Origin of the sequence: Bradyrhizobium sp. WD16 (assembly GCF_024181725.1) — a bacterium.
Classification (GTDB): domain Bacteria; phylum Pseudomonadota; class Alphaproteobacteria; order Rhizobiales; family Xanthobacteraceae; genus Bradyrhizobium_A.
Window position 1 is genome coordinate 2,466,880 of the sequence record NZ_CP028908.1, and the last position, 12,760, is coordinate 2,479,639.

General features: G+C 64.3%; 14 protein-coding genes. 4 read left to right on the plus strand and 10 right to left on the minus strand.

What is annotated here, in order from left to right; all coding sequences use genetic code 11:
- Nucleotides 1–26: 26 nt before the first annotated feature.
- The 7 genes from DB459_RS11425 to DB459_RS11455 form a co-directional block, all read right to left on the minus strand.
- Entirely contained in the window at nt 27–1,481 is a 1,455-nt protein-coding gene (locus DB459_RS11425) for a CpaF family protein (RefSeq protein WP_253712967.1), read from the minus strand.
- A 22-nt stretch (nt 1,482–1,503) separates the two neighbouring features.
- A complete protein-coding gene (locus tag DB459_RS11430; protein WP_253712969.1) occupies nt 1,504–2,766 on the minus strand; it encodes an AAA family ATPase in 1,263 nt (420 codons plus the stop codon).
- Complete coding sequence (locus DB459_RS11435) at nt 2,763–3,512, minus strand: CpaD family pilus assembly protein (RefSeq protein ID WP_253712970.1); 750 nt, start codon at nt 3,510–3,512, stop codon at nt 2,763–2,765. Before DB459_RS11435 ends, DB459_RS11430 begins: the two co-directional genes overlap by 4 nt.
- A 16-nt stretch (nt 3,513–3,528) precedes the next feature.
- Complete coding sequence (locus DB459_RS11440) at nt 3,529–4,986, minus strand: type II and III secretion system protein family protein (RefSeq protein ID WP_253712972.1); 1,458 nt, start codon at nt 4,984–4,986, stop codon at nt 3,529–3,531.
- Nucleotides 4,987–5,003: 17 nt separating this feature from the next.
- The gene (cpaB, locus tag DB459_RS11445; RefSeq protein WP_253712973.1) at nt 5,004–5,789 is read right to left on the minus strand and encodes a Flp pilus assembly protein CpaB; all 786 of its coding nucleotides are present in this window, start codon (nt 5,787–5,789) and stop codon (nt 5,004–5,006) included.
- A 158-nt stretch (nt 5,790–5,947) separates the two neighbouring features.
- Complete coding sequence (locus tag DB459_RS11450; RefSeq protein WP_253713525.1) at nt 5,948–6,475, minus strand: prepilin peptidase; 528 nt, start codon at nt 6,473–6,475, stop codon at nt 5,948–5,950.
- A gap of 351 nt (nt 6,476–6,826) precedes the next feature.
- Nucleotides 6,827–6,991: a Flp family type IVb pilin gene (locus DB459_RS11455; protein WP_253712974.1), complete on the minus strand. Its 165-nt coding sequence runs from the start codon at nt 6,989–6,991 to the stop codon at nt 6,827–6,829.
- A gap of 272 nt (nt 6,992–7,263) precedes the next feature.
- On the opposite strand from DB459_RS11455, the gene DB459_RS11460 reads away from it, so the two are divergent.
- The 4 genes from DB459_RS11460 to DB459_RS11475 all read left to right on the plus strand — a co-directional run bounded on the left by DB459_RS11460 (nt 7,264) and on the right by DB459_RS11475 (nt 10,182).
- Nucleotides 7,264–8,091 carry a sterol desaturase family protein gene (locus tag DB459_RS11460; protein ID WP_253712976.1) on the plus strand — a complete coding sequence of 276 codons (828 nt, stop codon included), beginning with the start codon at nt 7,264–7,266 and terminating at the stop codon, nt 8,089–8,091.
- A 225-nt stretch (nt 8,092–8,316) separates the two neighbouring features.
- Nucleotides 8,317–8,862 carry a pilus assembly protein N-terminal domain-containing protein gene (locus DB459_RS11465; protein ID WP_253712977.1) on the plus strand — a complete coding sequence of 182 codons (546 nt, stop codon included), beginning with the start codon at nt 8,317–8,319 and terminating at the stop codon, nt 8,860–8,862.
- A 193-nt stretch (nt 8,863–9,055) separates the two neighbouring features.
- Nucleotides 9,056–9,604, plus strand: coding sequence for a TadE/TadG family type IV pilus assembly protein (locus tag DB459_RS11470; protein ID WP_253712979.1), 549 nt, complete (start codon nt 9,056–9,058; stop codon nt 9,602–9,604).
- A gap of 14 nt (nt 9,605–9,618) precedes the next feature.
- On the plus strand, nt 9,619–10,182 hold the full coding sequence (locus DB459_RS11475; RefSeq protein WP_253712980.1) for a TadE/TadG family type IV pilus assembly protein: 564 nt from the start codon (nt 9,619–9,621) through the stop codon (nt 10,180–10,182).
- A gap of 146 nt (nt 10,183–10,328) precedes the next feature.
- On the opposite strand, the gene DB459_RS11480 is transcribed toward DB459_RS11475, so the two are convergent.
- From DB459_RS11480 to DB459_RS11490, 3 genes are all read right to left on the minus strand, one after another.
- Nucleotides 10,329–10,541: a cold-shock protein gene (locus DB459_RS11480; RefSeq protein ID WP_002714433.1), complete on the minus strand. Its 213-nt coding sequence runs from the start codon at nt 10,539–10,541 to the stop codon at nt 10,329–10,331.
- A gap of 417 nt (nt 10,542–10,958) precedes the next feature.
- On the minus strand, nt 10,959–11,240 hold the full coding sequence (infA, locus tag DB459_RS11485) for a translation initiation factor IF-1 (RefSeq protein WP_253712982.1): 282 nt from the start codon (nt 11,238–11,240) through the stop codon (nt 10,959–10,961).
- Nucleotides 11,241–11,283: 43 nt separating this feature from the next.
- Nucleotides 11,284–12,756: a DEAD/DEAH box helicase gene (locus tag DB459_RS11490; RefSeq protein ID WP_253712984.1), complete on the minus strand. Its 1,473-nt coding sequence runs from the start codon at nt 12,754–12,756 to the stop codon at nt 11,284–11,286.
- Nucleotides 12,757–12,760 lie beyond the last annotated feature (4 nt).

A 12,760-nucleotide genomic window follows, 5' to 3' on the forward strand; every position in this document is an offset into this window, starting at 1 on the left:
GTATGCGCGCCGGTCCGGGCCGACGCTCAGCTTCCGGAAAGGGGCAGCTCGGCGGCATCCAGTGCGGCTGCGAGCCGCGTCTCCTCGCCGTAATAGCGCGCGCGTTCCCAGAATTTCGGCCGGCCGATTCCGGTCGAGCGGTGGCGGCCGATGATTCGTCCCTCGGCATCTTCGCCGACGATGTCGTAGAGGAAGATGTCCTGGGTAATGATGGTATCGCCTTCCATGCCCATCACCTCGGTAATGTGGGTGATGCGCCGCGAGCCGTCGCGCAGGCGCGCGGCCTGGATGATGACGTCGATCGATGAGCAGATCATCTCGCGAATGGTGCGCGAGGGCAGGCCGAGGCCGCCCATGGTGATCATCGATTCGCAGCGCGACAGCCCCTCGCGCGGGTTGTTGGCGTGCAGCGTGCCCATCGAACCGTCGTGGCCGGTGTTCATGGCCTGGAGCAAATCGAAAGCTTCCGGGCCGCGGACTTCGCCAACGATGATCCGCTCCGGCCGCATGCGCAGGCAGTTGCGAACCAGCTCGCGCATGGTGACTTGTCCCTCGCCCTCGAGGTTGGGCGGACGGGTTTCCAGTCGGACGGTGTGCGGCTGCTGCAGCTGAAGTTCCGCCGCGTCCTCGCAAGTGATGATGCGCTCGTCGTGGTCGATATAGTTGGTCAGGCAGTTGAGCAGCGTCGTCTTGCCGGAGCCCGTACCGCCGGAGATCAGGACGTTGCAGCGGACGCGTCCGATGATCTTCAGGATCTCGGCGCCTTCCGGCGAGATCGCGCCGAACCGCACGATCTGATCGAGCGTAAGCTTGTCGCGCCTGAACTTGCGGATGGTGAGGACCGGGCCGTCGATCGCCAGCGGTTCGACGATGGCGTTGACGCGGGATCCGTCGGCGAGACGGGCGTCGCAGATCGGCGAGGATTCGTCGACCCGGCGGCCGACCTGGCTGACGATGCGCTGGCAGATGTTGAGCAGCTGCTGGTTGTCGCGGAACCGGATGCCGGTCTTCTGGATCTTGCCGCCGACTTCGATGTAGACGGTATTGGCGCCGTTGACCATGATGTCGGCGATGTCGTCGCGGGCCAGCAGCGGCTCCAGCGGACCGTAGCCGAGGACGTCGTTGCAGATGTCGTCGAGCAGTTCCTCCTGCTCGGCGATCGACATCACGATGTTCTTGATCGCGATGATTTCGTTGACGATGTCGCGGATTTCCTCGCGCGCCGATTCGGCGTCGAGCTTGGCGAGCTGCGCGAGGTCGATCGCCTCGATCAGGGCGCCGAAGATGGTCGCCTTGACCTGATAATAGTTGTCCGAGCGGCGGATATCCGCGGCGGGCGGCGGCGCGGTCCTGGCCGGGGACAGCGGCGGCGCTGCGACGAGGGGCGTCGGCTCGACGCTGCGCGGGGCTGGCGCGTCATAGCCGGCCGACGCCGGCTTTAGCCGGCTTTCCGCTTCAACTCCGCTACGCTTACCAAACACGATACCACTCCGAACGAATAGGCTATTTCGACCGCAGCCTCTCCAGCAGCGGCGATAGCAGCGAGCTGCGCGGCCTCTTGGTCTCGCTGCGGCCGGTGAGCCGCTGGGCGATCTGCAGGAATATCTCGGCGGATCGATGCGTCGACGAGATCTCGGCGATCATCTGGCCGTTGTTGGCGGCGACCCCGAAGGTCTGGGGCTCGAACGGGATCGATGCGACGGGGTCGCATTCCATTGCCTTGGCGAATTCCCTGGCCGAGATTTCGGGCCGCTTCGGCACGCCGGTCCTGTTGAGACAGTAGAGCGGGGCGCGGTCGTTCGGCCGCGCCGCCTTCAGGAGGTCGAACAGATTCTTGGTGTTGCGCAGGTTGGCGAGATCGGGCTCGGCGACGATCAGGATGTCGTCGGCGCTGACCAGGGTGCGGCGAGCCCAGCCGGACCACTGGTGCGGCACATCGAGCACGATGCAGGGCACCGAGCTGCGCAGCGTGTCCAGGATCGAATCATAGGCCTCGGCGCCGAAATCATAGACGCGGTCAAGAGTGGCCGGGGCGGCCAGCAGACTGAGGTGGTCGGTGCATTTCGACAGCAGGCGGTCGATGAAGGCAGTGTCGATCCGATCCGGCGCGAACACCGCGTCGGCGATTCCCTGGGGTGGGTCCTGGTTGTAATCGAGGCCGGCGGTGCCGAAGGCGAGGTCGAGATCGGCGACGACCGCGTCCAGCGCGAGGTCGCGGGCGATCGCCCAGGCGATATTGTGGGACAGGGTCGAGGCCCCGACACCGCCCTTGGCGCCGATCACCGCGATGATGCGGCCGACCGCCTTGGCCTCCGGCGTCGAGAACAGGTTGCACACCGATCGCACGACGTCGATGGCGTTGATTGGTGCGATCAGATAGTCGCTGACGCCGCGTCGGACAAGTTCGCGATACAGCGTCACATCGTTGACGCGGCCGACGATGATGACGCGCGTCCCCGGATCGCAGACGGTGGCGAGGTTGTCGAGCTCGGCCAGAATGTCGCTGCGCCCATCCGTCTCCAGCAGGATGACGTTGGGGGTCGGGGCGGCGCGATAAGCTTCGGTTGCCGCGGCGATGCCGCCCATCTGGATCTTGAGATGTGCCTTCGCCAGCCGGCGATCGTCGCCAGCGGCCTGAATGGCCGCGGCGGCCTCCACCGTCTCGCAGAACGCCTGCACCGAGACGCGTGGCGCCGGTGCGATGTGCTCGTCGACCGCAGCCGGCTGCGCTTCGGTCTCCTGAGTCTGACGCGCGTAGCTGATCATTTTCCGAGATCGCTGATTTTGGCCTTGTCGCCGGTGGTGTAGGTGGTGGCGGTATCGCTACCCTTCTTGTATTTCTCGAATGCCGCGGACCGGCGAGCGCCGTAGGGCGGGGTCTCTGGTCGCGGCTGCACCAGATCGGATGGGTTGTCGATCATGGCGGCGAGGTTGCGCTGCGTCGCGCAGCCGAAGTTGTGGTAGGGCTTGTTCTCGATATAGGTCCGGTTCTTGATCGACGGGCCGATGTCTTCGGGCCAGAGGCCGCAGGGGCCGGCCTCCGCCGCAATGCGCGGATAGCTCAGGCGGATGGTGGCGAACTGGCGCGGGTCGGCCGGCCGATAGCGGCGCTCGACGATGGCGCGAGACGGGACGCCGAGCGCGGAGAGCAGCGAGCGCACTTCCCGATAGGCGTCGGCCGCGGCACGGGCATTGGGCGTATCCTTCGGAACGTCGATCGTCAGCGTCCCGGTACCGTCGCGCAGCCACGACTGACCGACACTGATCACGTCGGCGCGCTGGGTGGCGCTCAGGCCGCCTCGGCCCGTCCCGACGAAGATTTCGGTCGAGCGGGGGGCTTCGTCGATGACGATCGGATGGCGCTGGCGGTAGTCCGCCGGGATTGCCGCCATGGCGCCGTCCCTGTCGCGGGCGTGGGTGAGACAGCCGCCGAGCGACAGCGCGAGACCGACGAGCAGCAATCCGGTGTGCCACCGGGGCTTCGGCCGAGCGGGCGATTCCTGTGCACTCATTTTTTCTGGTCCAGTCTCAATCGGTGATGAAGCCGTATTTGCCGCGATAGCTCGTGGCGGGGGCGGTTCGGCCGCGCACGCCATAGATGCGGTTGATGCTGCCGAGCAGGTCGGACTGGGGATCGGCAGCGTCGGCAAAGCCGTCGTCCGGTCGCGACAGGTCCTTCTGCGCCACGGACCGAACCACATAGGGCGTGATGATCACCGCCAGTTCGGTCTGGCGATTGACGTAGTCGCGGCTGCGGAACAGGGTTCCGAGCACGGGAAGCTGGTTCAATCCCGGGAAGCCGTTGATCGCCTGCTTGGTCTGTTCCTGGATCAGGCCGGCCAGCGCCATCGAGCCGCCGGACGGGATCTCTAGGGTGGTTTCGGCCCGGCGAGTCCGAATCGAGGGCACGGTGATCGAATTGGTGCTCGTCGCGCTGACCTGCTGAGTGACGCTGATCGCATTTTCGTTGGACAGCTCGGAGACTTCCGTCATCACCCGCAGGCTGATGCGACCTTCGGTGAGCACCACGGGGGTGAAGTTGAGCGAAATGCCGAACTTCTTGAATCCGATCTGGGTGGTGCAGACGTGGGTGGTGGGGTCGCAGGAATAGCCCTGTGGCAGCGGGAATTCGCCGCCGGCCAGGAAGGTCGCCGATTCGCCAGAGATCGCCGTCAGGTTCGGCTCCGCCAGCGTGCGGATCACGCCGGCGCTCTCCATCGCCCGCAGCACCGCCGTAACCGACTTGAAGCTTCCGGTGACGTTGTTGGCGCCGACCAGCGCGCCGCCCTGCGCGGTGAACGGATTGGAGTTGTTGAAATTCAGGACGCTGCCGGTCCCCGACAGATCGATGCCGAGCTGCTTGATGATATTGCGCTGGATTTCCGCGACGGTGACCTTGAGCATGACCTGGTCGCGGCCGCGCACGGCAATGTTGTTGACGACCTTGGTGGCGTCGCCAACCAGCCGGCCGGCGATGTCGACCGCCTGCTGGGCATCGGCGGGGGTCGCGGCGGAGCCGGACAGCAACACGCCGTCGCCGACACCCTCGATGTTGATGTCGCTGCCCGGAAAGGCCTGGCGCAGCGCGGCGCGGACCCCGTTGAGGTCGCGCTTGACGGCGATGTCATAGGCCGCGATCTGCTGGCCGGCGGCGTCGAAGAAGACGATGTTGGTCTGGCCCACGGCAACGCCGATGATATAGGCGCGCTGGGCCGAGCGGATTACCGCATTGGCGATCTTAGGATCGGCGACGAGGACGTCTTTCACATCGTGCGGCAGGTCGACGACCACCGACTTGCCGATGCCGAGCGGCAGGAAACGTGCGTTCATCGTCGCCGAAGCGCCGCTGCTGTCGGCTGCCAGAGCCGGCGTCAGGGCGGTGGTCCCCACCACGACGCCGTTGAGCGTCAACGCCGTCAGCGCCGCCAGCGACCAGCTGCGCAGCCGCTCGGTTCGCCGCAAACTTGCTTTGTGCCCCCGCGTCATTCCTCAGGTTTCCTTGGTCATCGCTGCACAGTCGCCGAGGTGGGAACACCGAAGCGGACGACGTTGATATTGTTGCTGGCCCTGCGGTCATCGGCGGCGGCGGGCGCGTTGACATCGACGATGCTGCGCAGCGCAAGCATCAGGGTGCCGGTCTGGCGCGCCTTGGCGAGCACTTCCGCCTGCTCCGGCCTGAGCTCGAGCGTCGCGGTCTTGCCGACGACGACCTTCTGTCCGTTCTTTTCCTCGATGGTCTGGTCGATCGCCATAACCCGGACGTTGCTCAGGATGATCTCGGAGACCACCTGATCGGCGCCGGGGCGGTTGTTGCCCGCGTCCCGCCGCGACAGGATGACGTCGACATGATCGTTGGGCAGGATGAAGCCGCCGGCGCCGGTCTCGGCGGAGATTTCGGTCGATACCGCGCGCATGCCGGTGGGCAGAAGCGCCGCCATGATCCCGGACGTCGGGCCCTTCACCAGCTTCATATCCCTGATCGGTTCGCCCGCCAGAAACGGCGAACGAGCGATCGAGCCGCCATACTGCGCGATGGCGTCGGGACGCTGATTGCGGCGAATGAAGTTGTCGCTGGAATTGGCCGCCGGCCAGGTCTGCCATTGCAGATCGGCGGGGGTGACCGTCTGCCCGAGCGGGATATCGGACTTCGCCACCAGCACATCGACGGTTTCGATCTGCGCCGTCGGAGCCTGAACGACCTGCTTGGTCTCCGAACCGCTGACGAGATAAATCGCCAGGCCGCCAGCCGCGACCGAGATGGCCAGAACGACGATTTTAGCGGTGTTCATACGCTTCACTTTCCGCAACGCACGTGCGACGCAGCCGTCGCTGTGATGCGGATTTGATCAGCTAAACGTCAAAGCATGGTTAATGAGGCGTATCCAAATCGCGTTAACGAGATCTTTCAGAACGCCGGCGGGTTCGATCCGACCTTCATCGCTGCGCGTCAAATCCAGCTTGCGACATGGGACAGGTCGACCGCCCTGATCCACGATGTCTCAGGATAGACGGCAAGGGCTCCGAGCGCGAGCGCGATGCCGTAAGGAATATCGGCGTCCTTGATGTGCAGGCGTTGCAGCCACTCCTGGCGCCCGAGCGAGACCGGCAGCGGCAGGTGCCGGAATTGAATCAGGAGCAGCGTCAGAGCGCCGCCGAACAGCGATGCGTAGAGCAGGAAATCGAGCAGATGGGGTAGTCCGAGCCAGAGTGCGGCAGTGGAGGCCACCTTGGCGTCGCCGCCGCCGATCCAGCCCATGGCGAAGCAGCCGAACGCGGCGATGAGCACCAGGATCCCGGCGGCGCCGTGACCGAGCACATCTCCGACCGGCATGCCGCCGGCTGCGGCGAGCACCGCGAAGCCGGCCACCAGCAGCAGCGAGACGCGGTTCGAGATGGTCATGGTCAGGAGGTCGCTGACGGCGGCAAAGGCCATCAGCGCCGGAAAGAACATGAGGCGGGCGAAATCGAGAAGCAGGGTCATGCGGGCGCCCAGGGCGTCGGTCGAGGCGGGTCGGCGCGAATCCTAACACCCCACAGATGAATAATCGACCAACGCGGCGCTCACAGCCTCGCTATCAGCCGAAACGCGATTGCCGTCAGCGCCAATGCCAGTGCGGAGCAAACGATCAGGGTGGTCTCGAGCGTCGGGGTCGTCCGGAAGCGGGTGACGTCGGCGTGCCCGCGCGGCGGAGCGGATTGACGTTGAATCGCAGGCCCTGTCGGCATGGATCACACCCGGAATCCCGCGCCGGAAGCAGCACAGGAGCTATAACGGAAAAGGACTCCGGCCAGCCGGAGCCCCTTTTAGCTGTCGTGGTCGTCGCGCTTACTTCAGCGAGGAGCTGATGGCCGAAAACTTGGAGCTCAGCGAGGTGCCGAGGGAGTTCACGGCGGCGATGATGGCGAGCGAGATGCCGGCGGCGATCAGGCCGTATTCGATCGCGGTGGCGCCGGACTCGTCATTGAGGAAGCGAGCGACAAGATTCTTCATTGGGATGGCTCCGTATGTGCACTTGGCTGTCGAAACTGACGTTGGCTTCGGCAGCGGGTGGCTTGCCTTGACCATGGCCAACCATATGGGCCGACGATTGCAGCGTAGTTAATTCGAATGATGAAACAGGGCTTCTTGTCGCAGTTGTTGCGGACGGTTAACGCTGCGCTAAAGGGATACCGAACGCATCTCGGGGGCGCGAGAGTCTATGGTTTACTCGCGATTAAGTCCGCTCGATTACTGACATCGGAGCGATTTCCGAGGGACGCCTGATGGAAGGCCTGCTGCTCGAAGTGCTCACCATGATGGGCGACACGCTGCTGCACGTGGTGCCCATCACCCTCGTGCTCGCGCTGGTCTTCACCGTGCTCGGCCATTACTGGGCGTGTAATCCCGGCGAGCCGTGGTGGCGCAAGACGGATGTCATCACTGACGTCTGCTACTGGTTCTTCGTGCCGCTGTTCGCCCGGGTGCTGCGCATCGGGTTGCTGGTGGTCGGAGCTTCGGTGCTGTTCGACGTCAAGGGGCCCGACGCGCTGATCGCATTCTACGACAATGGCCACGGTCCGCTCACCCGGCTGCCGCTGGCCGTTCAGGGTGTGCTCTTCATCGTGGTCGCGGATTTCCTGCTCTACTGGAACCATCGGCTGTTTCATGGCGGCGCGTTCTGGAAGTATCACGCCATTCATCATTCCCCCGAGGAGGTCGACTGGATTTCCGCAGCGCGCTTTCACCCGGTCAATCTCGTGGTCGGCACCATCGCCGTCGACGTGATCCTGCTGATGGCCGGGATCTCGCCCAATGTGATGATCTGGGTCGGACCGCTGACCACGTTTCACTCGGCGTTCGTCCATGCCAATCTCAACTGGACGCTTGGTCCGCTCCGTTATGTGATCGCGACGCCGGTCTTCCATCGCTGGCACCACACGCCGACATCGGTCGGCGGCAACACCAATTTCGCGGGAAGCTTCCCGCTCTGGGATGTCATGTTCGGCACCTTCCGGATGCCGGCGGGCGAGCTGCCGCAGGCCTATGGTGTCGATGACGATCCGGTGCCGGCGGATTTTGGCGGTCAGCTGGTGCATCCGTTCCTGCGCTGAGATCCGGCGCGCTGACCGGGTGTTTGCAGTTCGTTCATGAATTAACGTCAGATTTGCCACGTCGGGTGCGGGCTCCGCTGGGTGTCGCTTCCGTCGGCTAGAGTCCCGGTTCTAACGTTCGTATGCTTTTGCAGCGACCACCTGTGCGAACGTTAGAGCCAAACTCGCTGCAATGCTGATACGAGCGTCAGATCCACTCCACGAGTGAGTGTCCCGGGGTAGAGTATGTTCCTCCTTGCCGCGCGCGGTCGCCGGGCGTTCCTCGCCAGGGTTGTCGTCACCGGACTGATTCTTGCGCCCGCGTCCTTGCGCGCTGCCGGTGGCGAAATGCAGATCGATGTGGCGGTCGATCAGGCCACGCTGGTCAAGCTGCCAGAGCGTATTGCAACGCTGGTGGTCGGAAATCCGCTGATCGCCGACGTTACGCTCCAGCCGGGCGGAATGATGGTCGTCACCGGCAAGGGTTATGGCGCCACCAACGTGATCGCGCTGGATCGCAGCGGGCAGGTGCTGTTCGACCGTAGAATTCTGGTGGCTGGTCCGGCCGACAACCTGGTCACCGTCTATCGCGGTGTCGAGCGGGAGAGCTATAGCTGCAACCCGGTCTGTCAGCGGCGTGTCACGCTCGGCGATGGCGGCACCTACTTCTCCGCGGCCTTGGATCAGGCGGGCTCGTTCGCCAATACTGCGGCCGGCAATGCCGTGGCTTCGGCGGCCAATGCTTCCGCCGCCGGCAACTCGTCGTCGTCATCCTCGTCATCGCCGCGCTGACGCCGGCCCGGTTAACGCCCGGTAAACGACAGTCGGGCTCGGCCCGACGGAACCGGCAAGCTTTCGACAATCAGTTTTCGCTAGTGTGGTGGATCTGACGCTCGTATCCGCGTTGCAGCGAATTCTCCGTACGCGCGTCAGATCCAAAACCACACTAGTGTGAGGCCTGATCAAGCCTTGCAGTCGGTACGATATGTCATCCTGGTCTCGAAAGTCTGCCGGAGCCCTTATTCGCCGCTTCCGCGCCGAGCGCCGCGGTTCGGCAGTGGTGCAGTTCGCCTTCGTGGCACCGCTGTTCTTTTGCATGCTGTTCGCGATCATCGAGGTGGCGCTGATCTTCTTCGCCAACCAGTATCTCGAGACCGCGACCCAGGATTCGGCGCGTCTGATCCTCACCGGACAGGCCCAGACCGCCAACTACGACAAGACCAAGTTCAAGAACGACTTCTGCTCGCGCATCGTCGCGTTGTTCGATTGCGCCAACGGCATCTATATCGACGTCAACGTCTATCAGTCCTTCTCGGGCATCACGATGAACAATCCGGTCGATGCCAGCAAGAATTTCGATGCCAGCGGATTGAGCTACAATCCCGGGGCCCCCGGCGACATCGTCGTCGTCCGGGTCTTCTATCAATGGCCGCTGTTCGTCACCGGGCTCGGCTTCAACGTCGCCAATCTCGCCGGCAACAAGCTGCTGCTGACGGCCACCGCCGCCTTCCGCAACGAGCCCTACGGCAATTGAAAGCGGGGCGGTCCATGTCCGGTCTGTCGTCTCGGATCAATCAGAATGCGCGGCGCTTCCGCCGCGACGCCGGCGGCGCCTCGGCGGTGGAGTTCGCCATCATCCTGCCGATGATGCTGGTCCTGTTCTTCGGTACCGTCGAACTCTCCAACGGCGTTGCCGTGGACCGCAAGGTGACCCTGACCGCGCGGACCCTGTCCGACCTCGTTTCCCAGGCCTCGACCGTCGCCGACAGCGACTTCACCAACTCCTTCGACGCCAGTTCGTCGATCATGACGCCCTATTCTTCGGGGCCGGTGAAGGCGATCATTTCGGAGGTGAAGGTCGATTCCGCCGGGGTGGCGACAGTCGCCTGGAGCAAGTCTCGTAACGCCACGGCGCGGGCCCCGGGGTCGTCGGTGACCCTGCCCGCGGCCCTCGCGGTCCCGAGCACGTATCTGATCTGGAGCGAGGTCAGCTATACCTACACGCCGGTGGTTGGCTATGTGCTCAAGACCGGACTTACTCTGAGCGACCAGTTCTTTACCCGGCCGCGCCAGTCGGCCTGCGTCCTCTATAGCCAGAGCGTCTGCCCCTGAGCCGGCCACGGTCGGCCGCCATGCAGCGGGGCCGCCAAATGGCCGTCCTCAACAGCGAAAGGCCGCACCGGAGGTGCGGCCTTTCTCATATTGGGCTTGATAAGGTCGTTCAACGCGGCCGGATCATGCTCCGGCCAGGTCGGGCATCAGCCCGCGGCGCGCAGATTGTCGGCCGACGACTTGCCGGAGCGGCGATCAGCCACGATCTCGTAGGAGATCTTCTGGCCTTCGCGCAGCGTGCCCAGGCCAGCGCGCTCGACGGCGCTGATGTGCACGAAGACGTCATTGCCGCCGTCGTCCGGCTGAATGAAGCCATAACCCTTGGTCGCGTTAAACCACTTCACGGTTCCCATGCTCACGGGGGTAGTTCCCTTCTCAGATAGATGTAGTCAAGCTCATAGTCATACGAGCGGGTGAATCGAATTTTGGAAGGGTCGTCAGCGTTACCCGGCTGTACCGGTGGATAGCCAATGTCGTCCGGCCGAAAATCGATGCCTTAATCATAAGGGAAATCGGCGGGTCAAACAATCCTGACGTGCGCTTTTTTGGCGGCTACTCAAAAGCCGCCACGCCCCGCACGCCGATGGCGTGCAGGACATGACCAGGAAGGTCTCTCGTGCGGTGGATCTGACGCTCGTATCAGCATTGCAGCGAATTCGTCGTACGGGCGTCAGATCCAAAACCGCACTAGAATCATATCGATGCAGGTGCCCCTCTGTTTCCAACGTTCGTATGAGCAGCTGCTGCGTTGGAAACAGGACACTAGTTCCCGCGTTTCAGCGGCGACGGAATTGGCCGCGAGGCGGCCCGCTGCGCGGCGGTCCGCCGCTCGGACGTTCGTCCTTGTGGCGGAAGATCAGCCGGCCCTTCTCGAGATCGTAGGGCGACATCTCGACAGTGACGCGGTCGCCGGCCAAGGTCTTGATGCGGTTTTTCTTCATCTTCCCGGCAGTATAGGCCACGATTTCGTGGCCCGCGTCGAGCTGGACGCGGTAGCGGGCATCGGGAAGGATTTCGGTGACCAGCCCTTCAAACTGGATCAGTTCTTCTTTCGCCATGGGTTCTCCGGAACGGGATATCTGTCGAATTTACGCGTGGTGATCAAGCCTGCGGATGGCGCTGGCGTCGCGGCCGGCTGTCGCGATGCAGAAACGCCACACCCTGAATGCCGTCGCCGTGGGAGCGGCCCTCGGGCCGGTTGCCTTCAGGCCGAGGCGAATTTGCTGCACCGCCGCGACGGCGACGCTTGCCGCTGCCGGGAGCGCCCTGAGCGGAGCGGTTTCCGGAGCCGTGCCCCGAGCCGTGTCCCGATGCCTGGCCGGAAGCGGCCTGCCCGCCTCCCTGGCCGCCGCCGTGCTGACCGGACCGTTGACCCTGCGGCCGGCCCTGTTGGCCATGTCCTTGTCGCTGTCCCTGTCGCTGCGGCGCAGCGCTGTCGCGCTGTCCTGGGGTGCGGCGATCCTCCCGCGGCAATGTCGTACGGATCAGCTTTTCGATATCGCGCAGATAGGCCATCTCCTCGCCGGCGCAAAGGGAGATCGCAATGCCATCGGCGCCGGCACGGGCGGTGCGGCCGATGCGGTGAACGTAAGTCTCGGGGACGTTGGGCAGGTCGAAATTGACGACATGGCTGACGCCGTCGACATCGATGCCGCGGGCTGCGATGTCGGTCGCCACCAATGTGCGAATCTCGCCGGAGCGGAAGGCGGCGAGGGTGCGCTCACGATGGTTCTGCGACTTGTTGCCGTGGATCGCCTGGGCGGCGATGCCGGCCTTGGCGAGGCCCTTCACCACCTTGTCGGCGCCGTGCTTGGTGCGGGTGAAGACCAGCGCCCGGTTGACCGGCTCGTCCTGGAGGATCTGGGCGAGCGTCGCCGGCTTGGCGGCGTGATCGAGCTGGATGATGCGCTGGCTGACACGCTCGGCGGTCGAAGCCACCGGGGTGACTGCAACGCGCGCCGGGTCGCGCAGCATGCTGTTGGCGAGTTCTGCGATGTCCCGCGGCATGGTCGCCGAAAAGAACAGGGTCTGGCGCTTGATCGGCAGCTTGGCGACGATCTTCCGGATGTCGTTGATGAAGCCCATGTCGAGCATGCGATCGGCTTCGTCGAGCACCAGGAATTCAACGCTCGACAGTCGCAGTGCGTTGCCCTGGACAAGATCGAGCAGCCGGCCCGGGGTCGCCACCAGGATTTCCACGCCCTGCATCAGGGCCCGGACCTGACGGCCCATGGGGACGCCGCCAATGGCGAGCGCATTCGAGGTGCGCAGGTGACGGCCATAGGCGTTGAAGCTGTCGAGGATCTGGCCGGAGAGCTCGCGGGTCGGGCTCAGCACCAGCACGCGGCAGGTCTTCGGTTGCGGCCGTGTCCGGTTGTCCAGCAGGCGATGGAGGATCGGCAGTGCGAAAGAGGCGGTCTTGCCGGTGCCGGTCTGGGCAATGCCGACGACGTCGCGGCCGCTCAAAGCAAGGGGGATGGTCTGGGCCTGGATGGGGGTGGGCGTGACGTAATTTTCTTCTTTAAGTGCACGCGCGATGGGATCGGCGAGGCCGAAATCCTGAAAAGAGGTCAAAATG

What these genes read in the sequence shown, in the direction of transcription:
- DB459_RS11465 (WP_253712977.1), top strand. Translation starts at nt 8,317, where the DNA reads ATGTTCCTCCTTGCCGCGCGCGGTCGCCGGGCGTTCCTCGCCAGGGTT.
- DB459_RS11455 (WP_253712974.1), bottom strand. Translation starts at nt 6,991, where the DNA reads ATGAAGAATCTTGTCGCTCGCTTCCTCAATGACGAGTCCGGCGCCACC.
- DB459_RS11440 (WP_253712972.1), bottom strand. Translation starts at nt 4,986, where the DNA reads ATGACGCGGGGGCACAAAGCAAGTTTGCGGCGAACCGAGCGGCTGCGC.
- DB459_RS11430 (WP_253712969.1), bottom strand. Translation starts at nt 2,766, where the DNA reads ATGATCAGCTACGCGCGTCAGACTCAGGAGACCGAAGCGCAGCCGGCT.
- DB459_RS11475 (WP_253712980.1), top strand. Translation starts at nt 9,619, where the DNA reads ATGTCCGGTCTGTCGTCTCGGATCAATCAGAATGCGCGGCGCTTCCGC.
- DB459_RS11470 (WP_253712979.1), top strand. Translation starts at nt 9,056, where the DNA reads ATGTCATCCTGGTCTCGAAAGTCTGCCGGAGCCCTTATTCGCCGCTTC.
- infA (WP_253712982.1), bottom strand. Translation starts at nt 11,240, where the DNA reads ATGGCGAAAGAAGAACTGATCCAGTTTGAAGGGCTGGTCACCGAAATC.
- DB459_RS11460 (WP_253712976.1), top strand. Translation starts at nt 7,264, where the DNA reads ATGGAAGGCCTGCTGCTCGAAGTGCTCACCATGATGGGCGACACGCTG.
- DB459_RS11435 (WP_253712970.1), bottom strand. Translation starts at nt 3,512, where the DNA reads ATGAGTGCACAGGAATCGCCCGCTCGGCCGAAGCCCCGGTGGCACACC.
- cpaB (WP_253712973.1), bottom strand. Translation starts at nt 5,789, where the DNA reads ATGAACACCGCTAAAATCGTCGTTCTGGCCATCTCGGTCGCGGCTGGC.